Origin of the sequence: Olleya aquimaris, from assembly GCF_003259525.1 — a bacterium.
In the GTDB taxonomy this organism is placed as follows: domain Bacteria; phylum Bacteroidota; class Bacteroidia; order Flavobacteriales; family Flavobacteriaceae; genus Olleya; species Olleya aquimaris.
Genome location: NZ_QLLO01000009.1, coordinates 65,908 through 82,251 on the forward strand (window position 1 = coordinate 65,908; position 16,344 = coordinate 82,251).

A 16,344-nucleotide genomic window follows, 5' to 3' on the forward strand; every position below is an offset into this window, starting at 1 on the left:
TCGTAACTTTCCGGATCACTAAAATAGTCCAGTTTTAAAACAATGAGTAGTCCGGTTGATGAAATTTTAAAAAAATTAATTCATTTTGAAAAATCACTTAATACTTATATTTATATTCAAATAGCACAACAAATCTGTAACGCTATACAACGCGGATATATTCCTGAAGGAACTGCCTTACCAGGAACAAGAAAATTAAGTGAATTATTATCTATTAACAGAAATACAGCAGTAGCAGTTTATGACGAGCTTGCCTCTCAAGGTTGGGTAGATATTGTAGCCAATAAGGGGACTTTTGTGTTAAAGCCAGAACAAAAAACAGCTGCAATTAAAGCAACTAGTCAGGGTTTTGATAAATTGAAAACGTATCCTAAAACTTCAGGATTTTCGTTTCAATCGTCGTTTAATTTGGCGTCTACTGAAGAGTTTTCGGTTAGTAAGTATGTAATTAATGATGGACAACCCGATTTAAGACTTCATCCAACGCATCAGTTTTCAAAATGGTATAGTGCTTCAATGAAGCGTGGATCATTAATTTCAAAATGGAATCAAACCCAAGAGCAATCATATAAAACTTTTAGTACGCAGTTATGTAACTATTTAAATGCCACTAGAGGCTTTCATATAAAACCAGAAAATATTTTAAGTACACGTAGTACAGAGATGAGTCTGTACATAATTTCTCAGCTATTAATACAAAAAAATGATATTGTATTGGTTGGTCATTTAAGTCATTATAAGTCAAATATGATTTTTCAACAAGCAGGAGCTACAATACAAACTATCCCTGTAGATGACCATGGAATTGATGTAGATTTTATTGAAAAAAACTATACAAAAAACAGTATTAGAGCTGTGTATGTTTGTGCACACAGACAATATCCAACAACAGTCACGCTTATTGCAGAACGACGTTTAAAATTATTACAGTTAGCAAAAGCATATAATTTTGCCATTATTGAAGACGACTTTGACTACGATTTCCAGTTTAATGGCTCTGCTATGTTACCTATGGCTAGTGCAGATGGACATGGTGTTGTTATTTACTTAGGGCGATTAGGGCAATCTTTTTTTCCTAGCTTCCAAATAGGGTTTGTTGTGGCTCCAGAAAACATTATTAACGAGGCTAAAAACTACTTGCAAATACTAGATAAACAAGGTGATTTAATTCAAAAACAAATTTTATCCGAGCTTATAGATGAAGGTGAAATACATCGATTAATTAAAAAAAACATAACTATTTATAAGCAAAGACGCGATGTTTTATGTGATTGTTTATCGACGCATTTTAAAAATGAAGCCACTTGGCAAGTCCCAGATGGTGGATTAGCAATTTGGTTAAATTTTAACTCTAATTTGTCACTTATTAAACTAGCAGAAAAGGCTAAAGTATACGACTTGTTTTTACCTAAAACCATATTGTATCAAAGCAAAACAATTTGTGCCATTAGGTTAGGATTTGGGCATTTAAACAAGGATGAAATAGAAAATGTAGTTACAATTTTAAAACAAGCTTTTGATGAGGTTAAAGAATAAATACAAGTTTGTTATTTTATATCAAACTCTGTATTACAATTGTCACATCTATATTTATCTTTAGAGTAAAAAGGAAGTGTACCTGCAATAAAACCAAAAACAAAAGCAAAAAAAGATTTAAAATCTTTAATGGTAGAAAACATAGCAACTTCCTGACTATTGCAATTTGGGCAATGTATGGCATTGCCATTATCGTCTACCGAGTATCTATTAATAGTTTCTAAAATATGCTGCGCCTGCATGGCATCTTTAGATAATACTTTAAGCTTAACGCCTCCAATTGCGTTACTAACTAAAGGATCTGTATCAATAGTTAAGTTATCACTTAAAAACACCTGAATGCCTTCAGACTCTAGACGTCCTTTTATAATTTGTGCTTCAGATGAATACTGAAATTTAGCAATGGTTTTAAAAGTTTGAGACATAATATTACAAGCTTGTTTTTGTAAATATATTAATATGAAATTCAAAAATTATGTATATTTTTAAGTAAACTTTGTAAGATGTCTGCTTTAATAACCTATCATAGGGCAACTACGAAAACAGAACTTGAAGAAATCTTAAGCCTTCAAGCACAAAACTTACGTCATATTATATCAGAAGAAGAAAAACAAAAAGAAGGCTTTGTAACCTTACAACATGATTTTGAGATTTTAAAAAAAATGAATGATGCTTGCGCGCATTGTATTGCCAAACAAGATGGTAAAGTTGTAGGATACGCTTTATCTATGTTACAAGATTTTAAACACCAAATCCCTTTGTTAGTCCCTATGTTTAAAGAAATAGATAAGACCATTAAAGCACAACACTTATCTACTAATTACATAGCAATGGGTCAGATTTGTGTTGATAAAAATGTTAGAGGTCAAGGTGTTTTTAGAGGGTTGTATCGTTATATGGCAGACCAACTAAAAGATAGTTTTGATGCCATTATCACAGAGGTTGATACCAAAAACAAACGTTCGTCCCAAGCACATCAAGCGGTTGGTTTTAAAGTAATAAAAAACTACACCTCCAATAACCAATTTTGGGAAATTATTAGCTTAGAGATTTAAAAAGCACATCTAAATTTTAACACAATTGTTTAAAAATTTTACAAAAAGTAATTTTCTTTTGTTGTAATTTTACACATATGTTTGCATTAGTAGATTGTAATAATTTTTATGCCTCTTGCGAGCGTGTTTTTAACCCTAATTTAGAAGGAAAACCAGTCGCTATTTTAAGTAATAACGATGGTTGTGTTATCGCACGTAGTGATCAGGCAAAAGCATTGGGTTTGCCAATGGGAGCGCCTATTTTTAAATGGGAATCCTTTTGTAAAGCTAACAATATCCACGTGTTGTCATCCAATTACCCATTGTATGGCGATATGAGTAGTCGTGTCATGTCCATACTTAAACAATTTACTCCAGATGTTGAAGTGTATAGTATAGACGAGTCCTTTTTAGAATTTAAAGGTTTTGAGCATTATAATTTAAACACCTATGGTCAAAGCATTCGAAAACGCGTTAAAAAATGGACAGGTATTCCAACATCTGTTGGAATTGCACCGACAAAAGCACTTAGTAAAATTGCAAATAAAATTGCACGAAAATTTCCAACACAAACTAAAGGTGTTTACGTTATCGATACCGAAGATAAACGTATCAAAGCTCTAAAATGGACTAAAATTGAAGACATTTGGGGCATTGGAAGACAACTTGCAAAACGATTAATAGCAAAAGGGTGTACAAACGCATTAGATTTTACACAACTACCAGACCAATGGGTAAAAAGCAATTTTTCGGTAGTAGAATCTAGGTTAAAACGCGATTTAGAAGGTATTCCAACACTACAGTTGGATGAGAATGGTCAAGACAAAAAAATGATAGCTACTACGCGTAGTTTTGATTACAGTTACTCTGATATTAACTACATCAAAGAGCGTGTCTCTACCTTTGCCACACGGTGTGCAGAAAAACTAAGACAACAAGGTTCTGGCTGTCACGTTATAATCGTATTACTTAGTAGTGATAGGCATAAAAAAACGCTAGAACAACATCGCGCAAGTGTTACTATTAATTTATCTTTTCCTACTAATTCATCTTTAACAATAAGTAATTGTGCAGTTAAAGCAGTAATGTCTATCTTTAAAAAAGGAATAAAGTATAAAAGAGCAGGAGTTATTGTTTCAGGCTTAGTACCAGTAAACAATTACCAACTTAACATTTTTGAATCAGAAAACCCAAAACACGTTCCTTTAATGCAATCTATAGATAGATTAAATAGTAAATTTAGAGGCGATAAAATAAAAATAGGAAACCAAGATTTACAACGTACTTGGAAAATGCGTCAAGAACGCCTATCACCAAAATATACCACCAATATTAACGATATTATAGTAGTAAAATAAATAAAATATAAATAATTTGGGCGTTACCTAAAGGTCGGGCTTTCCGTTATATCTTTTTTGCCAAAAAGCAAAAAAGGATGTCACTGCAATCCCTAACGCGCTCATCAGCCAATAAAAAGCTTTAGCCATGATAGCACACAAATCAGGAAGTTTAACTTTCTTCACACCAGAAACTGTAGACAATGCTGCAGGACAGTTTTTTGATACAGGTATTTCGGCAGGATTCCCATCTCCAGCAGAAGATTTTAAAGAGCAACGCTTGTCTCTAGACGAAGAATTAGTCAAAAATAAAGAAGCCACCTTTTACGCAAAAGTTAGTGGACAATCTATGATAGGAGCAGGATTAGACGATAATGATTTACTAGTTATAGATCGTAGTTTAGAACCAGCTAATAATAAAATAGCAGTTTGTTTTTTAGACGGAGAATTTACTGTAAAACGTTTACGTGTTTCTAAAGATGAGGTATGGTTACAGCCAGAAAATCCTAATTATCCAATTATAAAAATAACAGAAGAAAACGACTTTCTAATCTGGGGAATTGTTACTAATGTGATTAAAAAGGTATAGTTATTATTAAAAAATAAAGCACAAAAAAAACGCGAAGCAACTGCTTCGCGTTTTTTTGTTATAATGTAAGTAAGGTATTAGTCGGCTAATACAATAACTTTATTTCCATTCATTTCTAAAGTTCCAGAGTTTATTTTTAATAAGGTTGTGTTTTTGTCGCCTTTAGTAAAACGGTTTTCAACCTCTTCCTCTAGTACTATATTACCAGTAATTTTTACTGTTCCCTCTTTTAAAAGAGAAACAACAGGTGCGTGATTATTTAACATTTCAAAATCACCATTTACTCCAGGAACCGTAACGCTAGTTACTTCTCCGCTAAATAATGTTGCTTCTGGTGATACAATTTCTAAATACATAATTTTTAGTATTTAGTAATCAGTAACTAGTAATTAGTAGTTTTTTGTCTACAACTTACTGTTAACTGCTTACTGTTTTACGCTTCAGCTAACATTTTTTCTCCAGCTTCAATAGCTTCTTCTATGGTACCTTTAAGGTTAAAAGCAGCTTCTGGTAAGTGATCTAACTCACCGTCCATAATCATGTTAAACCCTTTAATAGTCTCTTTAATATCAACTAATACACCTGGAATACCTGTAAATTGTTCAGCTACATGGAAAGGTTGAGATAAGAAACGTTGTACACGTCTTGCTCTAGATACTGCTAATTTATCTTCTTCAGATAATTCTTCCATACCTAAGATGGCAATAATATCTTGTAATTCTTTATAACGTTGTAATAACTCCTTAACACGTTGTGCACAGTCATAGTGCTCATCACCTAAAATGTCAGCTGTTAAAATACGAGAAGTAGAGTCTAATGGATCTACCGCAGGATAAATACCTAGCTCAGCAATTTTTCTTGATAATACAGTTGTTGCATCTAAGTGAGCAAACGTTGTTGCTGGTGCTGGATCCGTTAAATCATCTGCAGGTACGTAAACCGCTTGTACAGATGTAATAGATCCTCTTTTAGTTGATGTAATACGCTCTTGCATTGCACCCATTTCGGTTGCTAATGTAGGTTGGTAACCTACTGCAGAAGGCATACGTCCTAATAATGCAGATACCTCAGATCCAGCTTGTGTAAAACGGAAGATGTTATCTACGAAAAATAATACATCTTTTCCTTGTCCTTCACCAGCTCCATCACGGAAATACTCTGCTATAGTTAATCCTGAAAGTGCTACTCTAGCACGAGCTCCAGGAGGCTCATTCATTTGTCCAAATACAAAAGTTGCTTTAGAATCTTTCATTACAGTTTTATCAACCTTTTGAAGATCCCAACCACCTTCTTCCATAGAGTGCATAAAGTCGTCACCATACTTAATAATTCCTGACTCTAACATCTCACGAAGTAAATCGTTTCCTTCACGTGTTCTTTCTCCAACACCAGCAAACACAGATAAACCACCATGTCCTTTTGCAATGTTATTAATTAACTCTTGGATTAATACTGTTTTACCAACTCCTGCACCACCAAATAATCCAATTTTACCTCCTTTTGCATAAGGTTCAATTAAGTCAATAACTTTAATACCTGTAAATAACACTTCTGTAGACGTTGATAAGTCTTCAAATTTAGGTGCTTGTCTGTGTATTGGTAAACCAGCATCTCCAGCTTTAGGTAAATCACCTAAACCGTCAATAGCGTCTCCAATTACGTTAAATAAACGTCCGTAAACATCATTACCAATTGGCATTTGTATAGGAGCACCAGTTGCAACAACCTCTGTTCCTCTACTTAAACCATCTGACGAGTCCATAGCAATTGTACGTACGGTGTCCTCACCAATGTGAGATTGTACTTCTAGTACTAATTTTGAACCATCAGCTTTATTAATTTCTAATGAATCGTAAATTTTTGGAAGTTCAGTACCTGCTCCGAATTCTACATCGATAACTGGACCTACTATTTGTGCAACTTTACCTGTAACTTTTGACATTACTTATTTATTTAATATTATGGTATTTAATTGAAAGAAAACACCTTCTGTTTTCGCGTGCAAAGATAGGAGTTTTAATTTAAAATAAAAGTGGTTTATAAACCTTTTTTTATACAAAAAAACGTCTTCCATTGGAAGACGTTTTTAAAACTATTTTTCTGTTTATTTTTATTGCAAACCTGCAGAGTAGTTTGTGTTGTATTCTCCTATATCTACAAGGTTTCCAGATGCTTCAAAGTTTGAACCGTATTTTAAATCTATTGCTTTTAAAAATTGATTAGCTATTAAAGCATAACCTCTAGATGTTGGGTGAACACCATCTAAAGAAAAGGCTCCTCCTGTTACTAAATCTGAAGTTAAATTATAATTTCCAGACGGTAAGTTACCATCTTTCACTAGGTTTAGCAATGCATTAGCATCTACAAATGCTAAATTAGCAGCACTAGCTTGAGATTGGATAGTTGCATTAAAACTAGCAGTAGCAGTAGCGATTTCAGCTTGCTCTTCTGGTGTTAAAGCCCATTTGTCTGCTAATGGAATTTGTGTTCCATAACCTTGTGGGATCAACGACGATAATGGCAATACAAATAAGTCGTCTGCTGTAGATTGTCTGTAACTTGGAATACCAAAACTAGTTAAGTCTGTCAAATCTTCGTCAATTAAAACCATTGCATTATTAGATCCTTCAGCAAAAGCGATTGTTCTTTTATCAACTTCTGCTTGAGTTATTAGTCCATTTGACATTGCAAATTGAAGCCCACCATTATAGGTAGCATATCCTTGATTTAAAGCACTTGCAGTAGCAGCGTCTAAAGGTATAGGATTGTAAGGTACAGTTGTAAAATGCGGTATAGCTGTTACGTCTGGAATATTTGCAACGACACCTTTAGCACCACCTGAAGTTAATGTAGTGATTAGCGTAGAGTAAGCAAAATCAAAAGTAGCAGTTGGTGTAATTGGATTAGTACCATCACCACCTGATAAAGCATAACCTAAAACGTCATTGTTACCTATCCATAAAGAAAAGAATGTAGGTGCTTGCGCCATAGCATCTGCAATAACAGATGTTGTTGAAGAGCTTGCCATTCTTACAAAATAAGGATTAGCAGTTGCTGGAACTGTAAATAAACCATTTAAATCTCCATAACCTGGTGCTAACAAGTGAAAACTTTTTGCACCTGGTACACCCATATTATTAAAAGGTCCAGTAGGATTATTTAATACTATATCTGTAGTAGTCATAGCACCTGGATTTAAATTTGTAATAGGCACTGGTCCAGCACCATCAAATACTAATCTAGGTCCAAATCCTGGTAAAGGCGATCCACCAGCTAATAACCCACCAACGTTATCATTCATTAATGGTTGTGTAAAGTTACCACCACCAACTAATGAGAATTTACTTGCCATTATATTTGGTGTCGAATTCTCTTGAGCAATACTATATAAAGCACCATCTGCAAAACCTGCAGTTAAAGAGTTTCCTAATGATACAAAGGTTGAAAAGTCTGCTGAACCAGAGGTTGGCGCAGGTAATGCGACAGCGTCTGCAGGAGGCATATCTAAAAACTGCTCAAAATCTTCTTCATCATTACATGCTGTAAAACTAATTGCTATTGCAAGAAGTCCTATATATTTTATGTTTTTAAATGTCTTCATTATTATAAGTTATTAATTGTTAATGATGCATAATACATAGATCCAATAAATCCAGTACCAAAAGCAGTAAAGTACTCATCACCTGTAAGGTTAGTAGCTCCTACTTTGATTATAGATTTTAAACTTGGAATTTTATAATTGATTTGTGCATCTAATACATGAAATTCTGGTACTATACCATTTCCAAATGTAGCTTCCCAGAAATAGTCATCACTAAATCTGTATGCGATATTAAACCCAAAGTTTTCAAATACTTCTGTATGACCAAAAGTAGCTTTAAACTTATGTTCTGGAGTATTAAAGTTAGTTTGAAAATCTGGATTAGCAGCTTGATCAAAATCTTGTTTGGTGAACGTGTAACTACCACCAAGATCAAAACCACCAAATACTTTAGTAGATAATCCAATAGATGCACCATAAGACTTAACATCTGCATCAGAGTTAGTATACGCGCTGTATGCTTGTACATCTCCATTTGCTAATGCAGCAACAGATAATCCTCCATCTCCTGCAGTACCATAAAGTGGTGACACAACTACCTCTTGAGAGATAAAGTCTTCATATTTGTTATAATAAGTGCTAAAATCTACAATAAGACTTTCAAATTTACCTCTATATCCAACTTCAAAAGATGTTACTTTTTCTGGTTTGATAATTTCTGGATTTGCTACAGTCAGTAACGCTGGGTTACCAGATGCTGCAAATGCATTAACAGAACTTGCAGAATATGAATTCTCATAAGCTGCTCTACCAGATTGAGTAACAGTAGCTGGTTGGCCAAACATAGTTTGTCCTTCTAGACTAATATCATAACTTCTTGAATATCGGTCTAAATTACTTTCTGCCGACCCTACAAGAACTGCTCTACCTGCATCTAAACCAATAAATAAATCTTGAGTTGTTGGATTTCTAAAACCTGTTTGAGCAGAAGCTCTAATATTGTGGTTACGGTTTAAAGTTAAACCAGCAGATAATCTAGGTGAGAAAAATCCATCAAATAATTCTGATTTATCATAACGTCCAGAAGCGGTTATTTTTAATTCCATATCCTCAGATAATTCTACATCTTTTTGAACTTGAGAATAAACACCAAATTCTGAATATTCTATTGGACTATCAGCATCAGTATAAATTGTACCTCCAGAATTTAAAGTGTATTTTCTGTAAGATCCTCCAACTTGAATTTCAGCCCAATCAATTTGATCACCAAAATTATAGTTAGCATCACTATGAAAATATTTAGAAGCATCTTGGAATTTTGATCCTACAGATAAATCTGGATTTGCTATACTAGTATTAAATGCAGCTTGATATTCTGGTGTTCCTGGTAGGTAACGACCTGTATCTGCTGCAGCTCTAGCTGCATCATGTTTTTGTTGCTCTGAAAGCCCTAATGGGTTTCCAGCTAAGTCTATACCTACAAAAGTGTTTATATAGTCTCCAAACCAATCTGCATCACTTTTCCAAGCTCTATTTATGTTAATTCCTGTAAAGACCATGTCATATGAGTCTCCAGCTTTATCTGACACTTCATATGCTCTTACAAAAAAGTTATCGTTTCTAACTTCTAATTTATGTTGTTGTTGGAAGAAACCATTAATGTTATATCTGTTGGTTCCTTGATAAATGGTAGATCCTGTACCTACTTTACCAACATAAGAAAATTCTAAATTATTTCCTTCAATTGGACGATAGTATAATCCCCAATCTGCTTTAATACTTTCTGCATTATAATTAGTTAAATCACGCTCATTATAACCCGTTCTACTTACCACTACATCTGGAACTAATCCAGTACCACCAGCTAATGCATTGATGTTAGCAGCAACCTCATCTCCGTATACATTAATACCATCATAATCTGTGTTAGCTCTTGTTCTGGTTGGATCAATTTTATCAACTTCACTTGTAGCTTGCCAGTCAGTTCCTTTTAAATAACCAAAGTTTACTTTAGCAGCAAATTTATCGCTAAACTTATGTGCCATTCTAATACTTAAGTCTGTGTAAGGATTGTCGCCAGCAGATTCTTGAGACGTTATACCTCTTTTAATAGAACCACTAATTCCTGTATGATCAAATGGGTTTTTACTTCTCATAAATAAAATACCATTAAAGGCATTTGCACCATATAATGCAGATGATGCTCCTGGAAGCAGCTCGACACTTAATACATCTGTTTCAGTCATACCTACTAAGTTACCAATAGGGAAGTTTAAAGCAGGTGTTGAATTGTCCATTCCATCTACTAGCTGCATAAAACGTGTGTTTGCAAAAGTTGCAAAACCACGTGTATTTACAGATTTAAATGTTAAACTGTTAGTATTAACATCGACACCTTTTAGGTTTTCTAAACCATCATAAAAATCAGCAGATGCAGTGTTTTTAATTTCTCTTAGACCAAAACGCTCAACCGTTACAGGTGACTCAAAAATACGTTCTGGAGTTCTAGATGCAGATATAACTACTTCGTCTAAAGAAGTTCCTTCCGCAAGGACCACATTAATATTTTGATTGTTAGATGTGATTTCAACATTTTCTGTAGCAAATCCTACACTACTTACTTGAATAGTAAAAGGAGGGTTTTGATTAGTTGTAAGGGTGAAATTACCATCGAAATCTGTAGCTGTTCCTACAGATGTGCCATCTATTATAACATTAGCACTGGGAATTGGTTGTTGACTATCGTCCACAACTGTTCCTGTTATTGTTGTTTGCGAAAAAGCAATTCCGCTAAAACACAACAATACAATTGAAAGGATTGTTCTCATTTTTTAGATTTAGTTAATTAATATTGCCAATATACGTTTTTTACCGAAACCTTAAAAAAAACAAGTTAAAAATTATGCGTGCATAATAAGTATTTACAAAAAAAAGAGGCTTTAAAACTAATTATTAATAAAAATCAAGGTTGAATTTTATTAATAAGAAACTTTAAAGCCAATTATGATTTATAATATGTTGTCTTACTCTACTGTTACAGACTTAGCTAAATTTCTTGGTTGATCCACATTTTTTTCTAACATTACCGCAATGTGATAAGAAAGTAATTGTAAAGGTATGGTTGTTAATAAAGGTGTTAGAGATTCTAATGTTTCTGGAACCTCAATAACATGGTCTGCTAATTTTTTGACACTAGTGTCACCTTCTGTTACAATTCCAATAATTTTACCAGATCTAGATTTAATCTCTTCAATATTACTAACTACTTTTTCGTAGTGTCCTTTATTTACTGCTATAACTATAACTGGCATTTGATCGTCAATTAAAGCAATAGGACCGTGCTTCATTTCTGCAGCAGGATAACCTTCTGCATGGATGTATGAAATTTCTTTTAATTTTAAAGCACCTTCTAAAGCAACTGGAAAATTATATCCTCTACCTAAGTATAAACAGTTTTTTGCATCTTTATATATGTCTGCTACCATTTTTATATGTGCATCAGACTTTAATGCTTTTTCTACTTTTTCAGGAATAAGTTCTAATTCTTGTAAATGGTAGTGGTAGTCTGAATTAGATAATGCACCTTTAATTTTACCTAATTTTAGTGCTATTAAAGTTAATACCGTTATTTGAGTAGTAAATGCTTTTGTTGATGCTACACCAATTTCTGGTCCAGCATGAGTATAAGCACCTGCGTGTGTTTCTCTTGCTATGGATGATCCTACAACATTACATACTCCAAAAACAAATGCGCCTTTTTCTTTAGCTAATTTTATGGCAGCTAAAGTATCTGCAGTTTCACCGGATTGTGAGATTGCGATAACAACATCGTTATTTGTGATTACTGGATTACGATATCTAAATTCTGATGCATATTCGACTTCTACAGGTATTCTGGCTAAATTTTCAAAAATATATTCTGCCACTAAACCTGCGTGCCATGATGTACCACATGCTACAATTATTATACGACTTGCGTTAGTGAATTTTTCTAAGTTATCATCAATACCAGCCATTTTGATGATGCCTTCTTTTGCTCTAAGTCTACCTCTGTAAGTGTCTTTAATAGCATGAGGTTGTTCATGTATTTCTTTTAACATGAAATGCTCATAACCTCCTTTTTCTATTTGCTCGAGGTTAAATTTAAGCTCTTGCATGGAAGGTGTAACTTCAGAATCATCTTTTATTTTTCTGATTTTTATTTTTTTGTTTAACCTAACAATTGCCATTTCTTCATCTTCCAGATAAATAGCATTTTTGGTGTATTCTATAAATGGAGAAGCGTCACTTGCTATAAAAAACTCGTCTTCACCAATACCAATAGCTAGTGGGCTACCTAATTTAGCCACTACAATTTCGTTAGGTTTGTTTTTGTCAAATACTGCAATTGCAAATGCACCAACCACTTCTGTTAATGCTAATTGTACTGCTTTACCTAATTTTACATTTTGTTTTTTCTTAACTTCTTCAATAAGATTTATTAATACTTCCGTATCTGTATCAGATTGAAATGTATAGCCTCTTTTGATTAGCTCTATTTTAATGGATTCGTAGTTTTCAATAATTCCATTATGAATAATGACTAAATCTCCAGAGTTAGAGTAGTGTGGATGCGAGTTAACATCATTAGGTACACCATGGGTTGCCCATCTTGTGTGCCCAATTGCAATATTCCCTTTAGTAGAAATTTCGCTATTTATCTTTTGCTCTAAATCGGCTACTTTACCTTTAGTTTTAGATAGTTTTAAATCCGTTCCGTCATATATTGCTATTCCAGCACTATCATAACCTCTATATTCTAGACGTTTTAATCCATCTATGACAATTGGATAGGCTTCTCTTTTACCTATATAACCTACTATACCACACATAATGTATTAGTTATTTGGTTCTGTATAAAAAATTTCAAAAGTTGCTCTAACATTTTCTGGAACATTAGGCGTGCTTCCATGTAAAATGGTTCCTTCTGGGCTTATTGTTGAGCTTTGAGGGACAAATCTAACAACATCATCTTCTAAAGCGCTTTGGATTTTTGAGGTGCCAAACAAATTAATATTAGAAGTAACGTATAACCCAAGTTTAACATTTGTAGAATCGTTTAATAAAATTCGTTTAATGTGTTCTGTTAATCTAATTTTGTATTTCACTCCGTTTTCATCTTCATCTCTTTCTAATTTAGGAGCATAAATAATTTTAGAATTTAATGGGTCTGACGAGTTGGTAGTTGGATCTGTAAAATAGTCTACAATTGGTGTGTTATTTTTCAAATCATAAAGCATAATTCTATCCGGTTCTGCACCTCCTCTGGTTTGTAATCCTTGGCTGGTATAGTCCACATAAAAGTTAAGATTTGCTTCATTAATTAACCATTTGCCTTCTCTGTCTTTAAAATATTGTAAGGCGTCTTGTGTGTTGTTGTTTTCATCAATGATATTTCCATTAAAAAGATCTAAAACAGTCATAGATCCTTCAAACCCTTTTAAATGTAATTGGTCGTCTCCGTTTTGATTATCTCCATCTGTTATCGCTTGGAAATTTGATAAATTTTCTAAAGTATTAAATTTGATACTATTAAAGTTAAAGGTGTAAGTTTCTCTTAATCTTTGATCTTCAACAGTGCCATCTTTTTCAAATCTTACGTCAATTTTGGCGTTATTCATATTTAAAAATATCATACTACCATCATTAGACATATTGTCTTGCTCTACCTTAAAGATTAAACCTCTAAAAGCATTTTTAAAATCTGCTAAATCTGTTAATACAGGATTTGCGCTGCCATCATCTTCTAACAAAAAGTCTTGCCAATAATCTATTCCAATTTCACTTATTGACTCTGCTAAATCTATATATAATCCAGGTGTGCGTTTTTCTAGCTCTTCTTCTTCTGTTCCATCAATTGGAACTTCTTGAACAATAATTTGTGATTCACTTGGTGTAAATTCATTATTTTCATAAAATAAATCTCCTTCAAAATTAGCCAAATTTAAACTTGTGTAAGCATTAGAATAATAGGCTTGTGAATTTTCAAAATCTGATTCAGGATCTAAATCTCTTAAGTAATAATTACTTCTAAATATTGATAATTTATATGGGCTAGATGCATCTCCGTATACAGAATCAAGCTCGTATGTCGAATTGCCATCTGCATCAGTCTCTAATAAAGTGTAGAAATAAGGGATGTATAATTTTACTGAAAGAATCTCTGTATTATCACCAAAATTAGGAGCAGTTGTAGTTGGTGTAATTTGAGTAATTAAGTTAGCTGAAGTAGACCCATAATTTGGATCGTTGTAAATACCTAAAACTTTATTAGATAAGTTGTTGGTTTGTATAGGTCCCACTTTTTTGTTGTAGGACACGAAAGGAAATAATTTACTACCTGTATTAAAATTTTGAGCACCTCTAATGTCGCTTTCAATATTTACAAAGTCTTCATCACATGCCACTAAAATTAAAGCAATAGCAGATATAAACATTAAAGGTTTAACTATATTATAAAAAGATGTTTTCATAGAATTTTTTAAAAATTGTAATATGACTAACCTAAAACGCTAGTTGTGTAAAAATTAGTGTATGCTTCGCTAAATTCGTCTTTAGCATGATAATCTAAAACAGGTTTTTTAGACTGGCTTAGGTAGGTTGTAAGCTCCTCAGGTAAGTCTTCTGACCCAACAATTAATGCGTCTGAGCTATCTATAGCAACTTTCATTAAGTTATTGTAAGTTGGTTTTGCAAGCAGTTTAATTTTGTCTTCTTCGATATTATCAAACTGAATTTTTTTAATTAAATCTGGATTTAAAGTGTTTTCAAACCCACTTTTGTAAATTGAAGTTACAATTTTACTTTCGTTAAATAATGGCTCGTCTTTATAAAATTGTTTAAGATAAAGAGGTAATAATGAAGCTAACCATCCGTGTACGTGTATAATATCTGGTGACCAGTTTAGTTTTTTTACAGTTTCTATTACACCTTTTGCAAAGAAAATGGCACGCTCATCGTTATCTTCAAAAAGCTTTCCGTCTTCATCTGTTAGAGTTGCTTTTCTCTTAAAATATTCATCATTATCAATAAAATATACCTGAATTCGTTCTTTTGGAATTGAAGCTACTTTAATAATTAAAGGCATATCCAAATCGTTAACCACTAAATTAATTCCTGAAAGACGGATAACTTCATGTAATTGATGTCTTCTTTCGTTAATATTTCCATATCTAGGCATGAAAATTCTAATTTGTCCTCCTTGTTGATTTACCATTCTAGGCGTTTCAAATGACATTGAAGAAATTTCTGTTTCTGGTAAATATGGCACCACTTCAGATGATACATATAATATCCTCTTATCTTTCATAAATTGTTTGGCTTTTCAGAATTAAAAATAAAAAACACGCAAAAGTACAAAAATTTATGCAGATTGCCACTAAAATATTAAGTTTGCATGCGTTAATTAAATATTAAAAAATGCTTGTATTTACTGATAAAAACAAATTAGCCTCTCATATTTCTAGTATAAAAGAAAAGGGTTTAAGTCTTGGTTTTGTGCCTACAATGGGTGCATTGCACGAAGGACATTTATCTTTAGTGAAACAAGCATTAAAAAATAACGATTTTTTGGTGGTTAGTATTTTTGTAAATCCAACACAATTTGATAATCCTGAAGATTTAAAAAAATATCCTAGAACTTTAGATAACGATGTTGATTTGTTAAAGTCTGTATCTAAAGATGTTATTATTTACGCACCCACTGTAGATGATATTTATGACGGAACTACAAAAGCACAACCATTTAGTTTTGATGGATTAGAATTTGAAATGGAAGGGCGTTTTAGAAAAGGACATTTTGACGGTGTTGGAACAATTGTTAAGCGTCTATTTGAAATTGTAAAACCTGATAATGCTTATTTTGGCGAAAAAGATTTCCAACAATTAACCATTATAAAAAAGCTGGTAGAAAAACATAATATACCAGTTAATATTTTAGGTTGTAAAATACACAGAGAAAGTAATGGTTTAGCTATGAGTTCTAGAAACGTACGCTTAAAACCGGAATATAAAAAAGCAGCTCCATTTATCTATAAAACGCTAAAAGCTGCCAAGCAAAAGTTTGGCACAAAAAGTGCTAATAAAGTAACAGAATGGGTTACTAAGCAGTTTGCAGATCATGATTTGTTACAATTAGAATATTTTATCATTGCAGACGTTAAAACCTTAAAAACAGTAAAACGAAAAACTAAAACTAAAACCTACAGAGCGTTTATTGCAGTTTATGCAGACGATATAAGATTAATAGATAATATCGCTCTAAATTAA

13 protein-coding genes are annotated in these 16,344 nt (G+C 32.9%); 5 read left to right on the plus strand and 8 right to left on the minus strand.

The annotated features are described in order from the left end of the window. The first annotated feature begins 42 nt into the window (after positions 1 to 42). Positions 43 to 1,536, plus strand: a complete 1,494-nt coding sequence (locus LY08_RS11790; RefSeq protein WP_111660649.1) for an aminotransferase-like domain-containing protein — start codon at positions 43 to 45, stop codon at positions 1,534 to 1,536. Between the two features lie 11 nt (positions 1,537 to 1,547). On the opposite strand, the gene LY08_RS11795 is transcribed toward LY08_RS11790, so the two are convergent. Continuing rightward, on the minus strand, positions 1,548 to 1,961 hold the full coding sequence (locus tag LY08_RS11795) for a putative signal transducing protein (protein WP_111660650.1): 414 nt from the start codon (positions 1,959 to 1,961) through the stop codon (positions 1,548 to 1,550). Between the two features lie 78 nt (positions 1,962 to 2,039). On the opposite strand from LY08_RS11795, the gene LY08_RS11800 reads away from it, so the two are divergent. From LY08_RS11800 to LY08_RS11810, 3 genes are all read left to right on the plus strand, one after another. Next, the gene (locus tag LY08_RS11800; protein ID WP_111660651.1) at positions 2,040 to 2,591 is read left to right on the plus strand and encodes a GNAT family N-acetyltransferase; all 552 of its coding nucleotides are present in this window, start codon (positions 2,040 to 2,042) and stop codon (positions 2,589 to 2,591) included. Positions 2,592 to 2,668: 77 nt separating this feature from the next. Continuing rightward, positions 2,669 to 3,928 carry a Y-family DNA polymerase gene (locus LY08_RS11805; protein ID WP_111660652.1) on the plus strand — a complete coding sequence of 420 codons (1,260 nt, stop codon included), beginning with the start codon at positions 2,669 to 2,671 and terminating at the stop codon, positions 3,926 to 3,928. Positions 3,929 to 4,055: 127 nt separating this feature from the next. Further along, entirely contained in the window at positions 4,056 to 4,496 is a 441-nt protein-coding gene (locus LY08_RS11810; protein WP_111660653.1) for a LexA family protein, read from the plus strand. A 77-nt stretch (positions 4,497 to 4,573) separates the two neighbouring features. Here the strand turns inward: LY08_RS11810 and LY08_RS11815 are convergent, their stop codons facing one another. From LY08_RS11815 to LY08_RS11845, 7 genes are all read right to left on the minus strand, one after another. Next, the gene (locus LY08_RS11815) at positions 4,574 to 4,852 is read right to left on the minus strand and encodes a F0F1 ATP synthase subunit epsilon (RefSeq protein ID WP_111660654.1); all 279 of its coding nucleotides are present in this window, start codon (positions 4,850 to 4,852) and stop codon (positions 4,574 to 4,576) included. Between the two features lie 77 nt (positions 4,853 to 4,929). Then, positions 4,930 to 6,438: a F0F1 ATP synthase subunit beta gene (atpD, locus tag LY08_RS11820; protein WP_111660655.1), complete on the minus strand. Its 1,509-nt coding sequence runs from the start codon at positions 6,436 to 6,438 to the stop codon at positions 4,930 to 4,932. A 168-nt stretch (positions 6,439 to 6,606) separates the two neighbouring features. After that, the gene (locus LY08_RS11825; protein WP_111660656.1) at positions 6,607 to 8,097 is read right to left on the minus strand and encodes an SGNH/GDSL hydrolase family protein; all 1,491 of its coding nucleotides are present in this window, start codon (positions 8,095 to 8,097) and stop codon (positions 6,607 to 6,609) included. Between the two features lie 2 nt (positions 8,098 to 8,099). Further along, positions 8,100 to 10,865, minus strand: coding sequence for a TonB-dependent receptor (locus LY08_RS11830; protein WP_111660657.1), 2,766 nt, complete (start codon positions 10,863 to 10,865; stop codon positions 8,100 to 8,102). Positions 10,866 to 11,060: 195 nt separating this feature from the next. Further along, positions 11,061 to 12,908, minus strand: coding sequence for a glutamine--fructose-6-phosphate transaminase (isomerizing) (glmS, locus tag LY08_RS11835; RefSeq protein ID WP_111660658.1), 1,848 nt, complete (start codon positions 12,906 to 12,908; stop codon positions 11,061 to 11,063). Between the two features lie 6 nt (positions 12,909 to 12,914). After that, the gene (locus LY08_RS11840; RefSeq protein WP_111660659.1) at positions 12,915 to 14,549 is read right to left on the minus strand and encodes a DUF4270 domain-containing protein; all 1,635 of its coding nucleotides are present in this window, start codon (positions 14,547 to 14,549) and stop codon (positions 12,915 to 12,917) included. Positions 14,550 to 14,575: 26 nt separating this feature from the next. Then, positions 14,576 to 15,385, minus strand: coding sequence for a glycogen/starch synthase (locus LY08_RS11845; RefSeq protein WP_111660660.1), 810 nt, complete (start codon positions 15,383 to 15,385; stop codon positions 14,576 to 14,578). Between the two features lie 110 nt (positions 15,386 to 15,495). Between LY08_RS11845 and panC the strand changes: the two genes are divergently transcribed. Continuing rightward, complete coding sequence (gene panC / locus LY08_RS11850) at positions 15,496 to 16,344, plus strand: pantoate--beta-alanine ligase (protein WP_111660661.1); 849 nt, start codon at positions 15,496 to 15,498, stop codon at positions 16,342 to 16,344.